This window comes from Streptomyces brasiliensis (assembly GCF_014647875.1).
In the GTDB taxonomy this organism is placed as follows: Bacteria; Actinomycetota; Actinomycetes; order Streptomycetales; family Streptomycetaceae; genus Streptomyces; species Streptomyces brasiliensis.
On sequence record NZ_BMQA01000159.1, the window covers coordinates 1 to 5,062 of the forward strand.

Consider the following 5,062-nt stretch of genomic DNA (forward strand, 5'->3'; position numbering starts at 1 on the left):
CCACCCAGACCTTGCGGATGGTGGGGTGGGCGGCGGCCACCTGGTCGACCAGGTGGGTGCACGCTGCCGCGTTGCCAGTGCACCGGCTCAGGGCTGGCTCCCTGCTACCGCCAAGGTCCTCGTACGTGTGGCTCTGTTGCCGTCATCATCTGCCGTCAGGGTCTGTAGAGCCCCGTCGTGTGTCAGGCAGACGCGGGGAAAAGGCGCTGGACAGCGTTGACGATGGCCGCGTGTCGCCAGCTTTCGCCCGGGTCTACCGCCCGCCGGGCGGGGATCGGTCACGGCCACCTTCTGATCCGTAGCTAGAGGCGGATCGGCGCACGGCGGTCGGTTGGGTCACTTCACGGCCCGTCGAGGTCACTACTGGTCGCGTCGGTTGCTGTACAGCTGCGGTGGCACGTCACGGCGTACGGCGTCGCCCGCGACGGGCGGCTGTTCCAGACGCAACGCGGCGGACTCATCCAGGACACCGGATACGGCGAGGTGTGGGCGGAAGCCCGCGCGCGTGCTCTCACGCCCGCTCAGTGCGCGTCATTACTCGCGAAGCGTCCATATGATCTTCGCCACGCCGCCGTGTCCACGTGGCTCAGCTCCGGGGTGGAACCGCAAGAGGTGGCCGCGCGCGCCGGCCACAGCGTGGCCGTGCTGTTCCGCGTGTACGCGAAGTGCCTGAACGGCGGCGCCGCCACGGCGAACGCCCGAATCGAGCGGGCCCTGAAGAACGGCAGCTAGAAGGGTCGAAAGCTGCCCCACACCTGCCCCACACGGACTGGTCAGCACCCGAATCAGGGTGAGACACACTGGGAAAAAGCACCCATAGCGACCAGGTCGCGCCCGTGAACGCCGAAAAGGTCTGCGATCAGCATTGCTGCTGGTCACAGACCTTTTCGGTCTTGTGGCGGCGCCAGGATTCGAACCTGGGAAGGCTGAGCCACACCGCCGGGGTTCGCTGCCATGTGAGCCCGCTTTCGGCGGTGCTCCCTGGCAACGACGTAAACAATACCCGATGCCCAGGGGTGCTTCGCCACCCGATTGATCGGCGCCCGGAGGTCGTGGGGTGGCTAGGCTGGTGCGGATACGGCCCGGCCCTGTGCCGGACTCGGCGGCCGCCCAGTACGCGCCGACACGCACCCGATACACACCCTGATACAAGGAGCCACAGGACATGGCCGACTCCAGTTTCGACATCGTCTCGAAGGTCGAGCGGCAGGAGGTCGACAACGCCCTCAACCAGGCCGCCAAGGAGATCTCGCAGCGCTACGACTTCAAGGGCGTCGGCGCCTCGATCTCCTGGTCCGGCGAGAAGATCCTGATGGAGGCGAACTCCGAGGAACGGGTCAAGGCCGTTCTCGACGTCTTCCAGTCCAAGCTGATCAAGCGCGGCATCTCGCTGAAGGCCCTGGACGCGGGCGAGCCCCAGCTTTCCGGCAAGGAGTACAAGATCTTCGCTTCGATCCAGGAGGGCATCTCCCAGGAGAACGCGAAGAAGGTGGCGAAGATCATCCGTGACGAGGGCCCCAAGGGCGTGAAGGCTCAGGTGCAGGGCGACGAGCTGCGCGTCACCTCCAAGAGTCGTGACGACCTGCAGGCCGTGATCGCGCTGCTCAAGGGCCAGGACTTCGACTTCGCGCTGCAGTTCGTGAACTACCGCTAGTACGCCGAGAAGGGCGGGCACCCGGGAAGCCCGGTGGTGCCCGCCCTTTTCGTCTGTCGGTGCGGTAGTCGGATCCGGATCGCTCAGTCGCGCGAGTTGCCGAACAGGACGCGGTAGAGGATCAGAAGGACGAGCGAGCCGCCGATCGCTGCCGCCCAAGTGGCGCCGTCGTAGAAGTTCTTGGTGATCGGGTGGTCCAGCCAGCGGGCCGAGATCCAGCCACCGACGAACGCCCCCACGACGCCGATAAGGGTCGTTCCGATGAAGCCGCCCGGATCGCGTCCGGGCAGCAGGAGTTTGGCGATGGCGCCGGCCAACAGGCCTAGGATGATCCAACCGATGATGCTCATGCCGTGAACCTGCCCTCCCGCGCTGTGCCCGCACTCTCCCGGGCCTGTGAATTTCGTCCGGACCGGCTGTGCTTCGCGGGCCGTGCGTGCTGTGCGTTGTTCGGTGCCGTCTGCGGCGCACGTATTCGCACCGCGTTGATGAACAGGACGTCACCGGTGCACCCGGCGGTTCCGGCGATCAGTAGGGTGCGGCTCATGACACGCTCCGATTCGGGTCTGCGCCGCACTCTGGGCGTGCGGGACGCCGTGGTCGTCGGCCTCGGCTCGATGATCGGCGCCGGCGTTTTCGCCGCCCTGGGTCCTGCGGCGCGCGCTGCCGGATCGGGGCTGCTGCTCGGCCTGGCGGTCGCGGCCGTCGTAGCCTACTGCAACGCCATGTCCTCGGCGCGGCTCGCGGCCCTGTATCCGGCGTCGGGCGGCACCTACGTGTACGGGCGGGAGCGGCTCGGGGACTTCTGGGGATACCTCGCGGGCTGGTCGTTCGTCGTCGGGAAGACGGCCTCCTGTGCTGCGATGGCGCTCACCGTGGGGACGTACGTCTGGCCTGGCCGGGCGCACGCGGTCGCCGTCGCGGCCGTGGTGGCGCTGACCGCGGTGAACTACGGCGGCATCCAGAAGTCCGCCTGGCTGACGCGGGTGATCGTGGCCGTGGTGCTGGTGGTCCTCGCTTGCGTGGTCGTCGTGTGTCTCGGCTCCGGGCAGTCCGATTCCGGGCGGCTGGACATCGGGCTGTCGTCAGGGGTGGGCGGGGTGTTTCAGGCCGCCGGTCTGCTGTTCTTCGCCTTCGCCGGGTACGCGCGCGTCGCGACGCTCGGCGAGGAGGTGCGGGATCCGGCGCGGACCATTCCACGCGCGATTCCGCTGGCCCTCGGTATCACTCTCGCGGTGTACGCGTGCGTGGCCGTTGCCGTCCTGTCCGTGCTCGGTGCGGGCGGTCTGGGGCAGGCGGCCGCGCCGCTGGCCGACGCCGTACGGGCGGCCGGGGTGCCGGGACTGGCGCCCGTGGTCCGGGTAGGGGCCGCGGTCGCCGCCCTCGGGTCGCTGCTCGCGCTGATCCTGGGCGTGTCCCGGACAACGCTCGCCATGGCCCGCGACCGCCATCTCCCCGAGGCCCTGTCCGCCGTGCATCCGCGTTTCCAGGTCCCGCACCGCGCCGAGCTGGCCGTGGGAGCGGTCGTGGCGGTACTGGCCGCGACGGTGGACGTACGCGGTGCCATCGGCTTCTCCTCCTTCGGTGTGCTGGCGTACTACGCGGTGGCCAACGCGTCGGCATGGACGCTGAGTCCGGCTCCGTCGTCGCGTGTGCTGCCCGCGGTGGGCCTGCTGGGGTGCGTGACGCTGGCGTTCGCCCTGCCCGCGGTCTCGGTGGCCGTCGGTGCGGGCGTGCTGGTGGTGGGCGCGGCCGCTTACGGCGTACGGCGGTGGGTGACGCAAACACGGTGACACCGGCCCTGGGAGGAGCGGGCGGCTCCTGTCCTCACGCGGATGGAGTCGGCTGCGTGCGTATCCGGAAGTCGGCCCACGGGGCCAGGTCCGTGCCGTCGTTGGTCTCCTCGTACCAGCCCGTGCCGTCGAGCCAGGCGGTCAGCCAGTCGGTGAGGGTGGGGGCATCCACGTACCAGGCCTCGTCCGCGGTGTCGGCGTTCGGCTCGAAGAGCAGCACCGGGCCGGCCTGGTCGCGGCAGTCCACGCACGCGTACATCCCGCAGCCCCAGTGGGATATCGGCAGGAGGCCCTCGGGCCAGGGCCAGTCGGGGTCCTTGCGGCCGTCCTCGCGGTCGGCGAGGTACTGGGCGACGACCGCCGGTTCTCCGGAGGGCGGGCTGTCCAGGAGGGGCAAGAGGCCGTACTCCGGGCCGAATCCGCCGTCTCCTATACGGCGGTAGAGCGCGGCGAGGAGGGGCGGCAGAGCGAATCCCAGGGCGGCCTCGGCCCGGTCGAGTGTGTCGGCGTCCACGGGCTCGGGGAGCGACGGCCAGCCCCAGGGACGGGAGTTGCGGGCCTTTTCGGCCACCCGTGTCAGCAACTGCTCGATCTCGGTCATGGCTTCATGATGCAAGCCGCCACTGACAGTCGGGCGAGCCTGTGGACAACCTTCGCCTTGTGGAAAACGTTGCGGCCACGGGCGCCGCATGACGGCCGGTCAGGCCGGCCGGTCTCAGGCCGCCTGGTCGGGCCGGAGGTCGTCCCCCGGCCGAAGCCGCTGCCGGGTCAGCGCGACGCGAACGGCTGGTCCGTGGGCACGATCTCGCGGCCCAGCAGAGGCAGCGAGACCGGAATCACCGAACGTTCCCGATCGCGCCACAAGGGCGCTGCGGTTTCGCCTGGATGCATGACCAGCTGATACTTGTGGCAGCAGGCAGTGCCGGCGAAGCGACCTGGAGAGGTGCCGACCATGAAGGTGTTCAACCTGCTGCTCAACATCCTGTGGCTCGTGTTCTGCGGCTTCTGGATGGCGATCGGCTACCTGATCGCCGCGCTGATCTGCTTTGTCTTGATCATCACCATCCCATTCGGCGTTGCGTCGCTACGCATCGCAGGCTTCGTCCTGTGGCCCTTCGGCAGGACCACTGTGGAGCGGCCAGACGCAGGGGCACCATCGTTCATCGGCAACGTGATCTGGGTGATCTTCGCGGGCTGGTGGCTGGCGCTGTGCCACCTGATCACAAGCATCCCGCTCTTCTTGTCGATCATCGGGATCCCGTTCGGATGGGCAAATCTCAAGCTCATCCCGATCTCACTCATGCCGCTGGGGCGTGAAGTAGTAACGAGTGACCGGGGATTCGGCAGCCGTTGAGGTCCAAGCTCCGGGTGAAGGCCTTGCCCTCCGGACTCTTGGCCCGGACGTGGAGGAGGTCATCGGAAGGAGCACGCTGATCGCGGAGACCTGTGTGCCGATGTTGAGTTTGACGATCTCGGTCTTGCCGCCTGTCCGGCACGCCGCTCATGCCTACTGCTGGGCGTCGATCTCGGCGATCAGCTTCTCGATGCGGGTCTTGATCTCGTCGCGGATCGGGCGGACGGCCTCGACGCCCTTGCCGGCCGGGTCCTCCAGCGC

General features: G+C 68.5%; 6 protein-coding genes, 1 tRNA gene and 2 pseudogenes. 4 read left to right on the forward strand and 5 right to left on the reverse strand.

Annotated elements, in window-relative coordinates; genetic code table 11:
• Positions 1 to 387: 387 nt before the first annotated feature.
• A pseudogene (locus IEZ19_RS49005) lies at positions 388 to 732 on the forward strand (site-specific integrase); the annotation flags it as partial.
• A 164-nt stretch (positions 733 to 896) separates the two neighbouring features.
• On the opposite strand, the gene IEZ19_RS49010 reads toward IEZ19_RS49005, so the two are convergent.
• Positions 897 to 1,029 (reverse strand) — tRNA-OTHER (locus IEZ19_RS49010).
• Between the two features lie 136 nt (positions 1,030 to 1,165).
• Between IEZ19_RS49010 and IEZ19_RS49015 the strand changes: the two genes are divergently transcribed.
• A complete protein-coding gene (locus IEZ19_RS49015) occupies positions 1,166 to 1,654 on the forward strand; it encodes a YajQ family cyclic di-GMP-binding protein (protein WP_189317835.1) in 489 nt (162 codons plus the stop codon).
• Positions 1,655 to 1,737: 83 nt separating this feature from the next.
• Here IEZ19_RS49015 and IEZ19_RS49020 read toward each other — a convergent pair whose 3' ends face one another.
• Entirely contained in the window at positions 1,738 to 2,004 is a 267-nt protein-coding gene (locus IEZ19_RS49020) for a GlsB/YeaQ/YmgE family stress response membrane protein (protein ID WP_189317836.1), read from the reverse strand.
• Between the two features lie 195 nt (positions 2,005 to 2,199).
• Between IEZ19_RS49020 and IEZ19_RS49025 the strand changes: the two genes are divergently transcribed.
• Positions 2,200 to 3,447 carry an APC family permease gene (locus IEZ19_RS49025; protein ID WP_189317837.1) on the forward strand — a complete coding sequence of 416 codons (1,248 nt, stop codon included), beginning with the start codon at positions 2,200 to 2,202 and terminating at the stop codon, positions 3,445 to 3,447.
• Between the two features lie 34 nt (positions 3,448 to 3,481).
• Here IEZ19_RS49025 and IEZ19_RS49030 read toward each other — a convergent pair whose 3' ends face one another.
• Positions 3,482 to 4,048 (reverse strand): SMI1/KNR4 family protein, encoded by a 567-nt coding sequence (locus tag IEZ19_RS49030; RefSeq protein ID WP_189317838.1) that lies wholly within the window; start codon positions 4,046 to 4,048, stop codon positions 3,482 to 3,484.
• Between the two features lie 167 nt (positions 4,049 to 4,215).
• The gene (locus tag IEZ19_RS49035; protein WP_189317839.1) at positions 4,216 to 4,401 is read right to left on the reverse strand and encodes a hypothetical protein; all 186 of its coding nucleotides are present in this window, start codon (positions 4,399 to 4,401) and stop codon (positions 4,216 to 4,218) included.
• Here IEZ19_RS49035 and IEZ19_RS49040 point away from each other — a divergent pair.
• On the forward strand, positions 4,400 to 4,801 hold the full coding sequence (locus tag IEZ19_RS49040; RefSeq protein WP_189317840.1) for a YccF domain-containing protein: 402 nt from the start codon (positions 4,400 to 4,402) through the stop codon (positions 4,799 to 4,801). The two genes, IEZ19_RS49035 and IEZ19_RS49040, sit on opposite strands and share 2 nt — an antisense overlap.
• Positions 4,802 to 4,954: 153 nt before the next feature.
• On the opposite strand, the pseudogene IEZ19_RS49045 reads toward IEZ19_RS49040, so the two are convergent.
• A pseudogene (locus IEZ19_RS49045) lies at positions 4,955 to 5,062 on the reverse strand (phosphotyrosine protein phosphatase); the annotation flags it as partial.

Excerpts from the sequence above, each read along its gene's own strand:
- IEZ19_RS49015 (WP_189317835.1), top strand. The coding sequence starts at position 1,166 with ATGGCCGACTCCAGTTTCGACATCGTCTCGAAGGTCGAGCGGCAGGAG.
- IEZ19_RS49040 (WP_189317840.1), top strand. The coding sequence starts at position 4,400 with ATGAAGGTGTTCAACCTGCTGCTCAACATCCTGTGGCTCGTGTTCTGC.
- IEZ19_RS49030 (WP_189317838.1), bottom strand. The coding sequence starts at position 4,048 with ATGACCGAGATCGAGCAGTTGCTGACACGGGTGGCCGAAAAGGCCCGC.
- IEZ19_RS49035 (WP_189317839.1), bottom strand. The coding sequence starts at position 4,401 with ATGGTCGGCACCTCTCCAGGTCGCTTCGCCGGCACTGCCTGCTGCCAC.
- IEZ19_RS49025 (WP_189317837.1), top strand. The coding sequence starts at position 2,200 with ATGACACGCTCCGATTCGGGTCTGCGCCGCACTCTGGGCGTGCGGGAC.
- IEZ19_RS49020 (WP_189317836.1), bottom strand. The coding sequence starts at position 2,004 with ATGAGCATCATCGGTTGGATCATCCTAGGCCTGTTGGCCGGCGCCATC.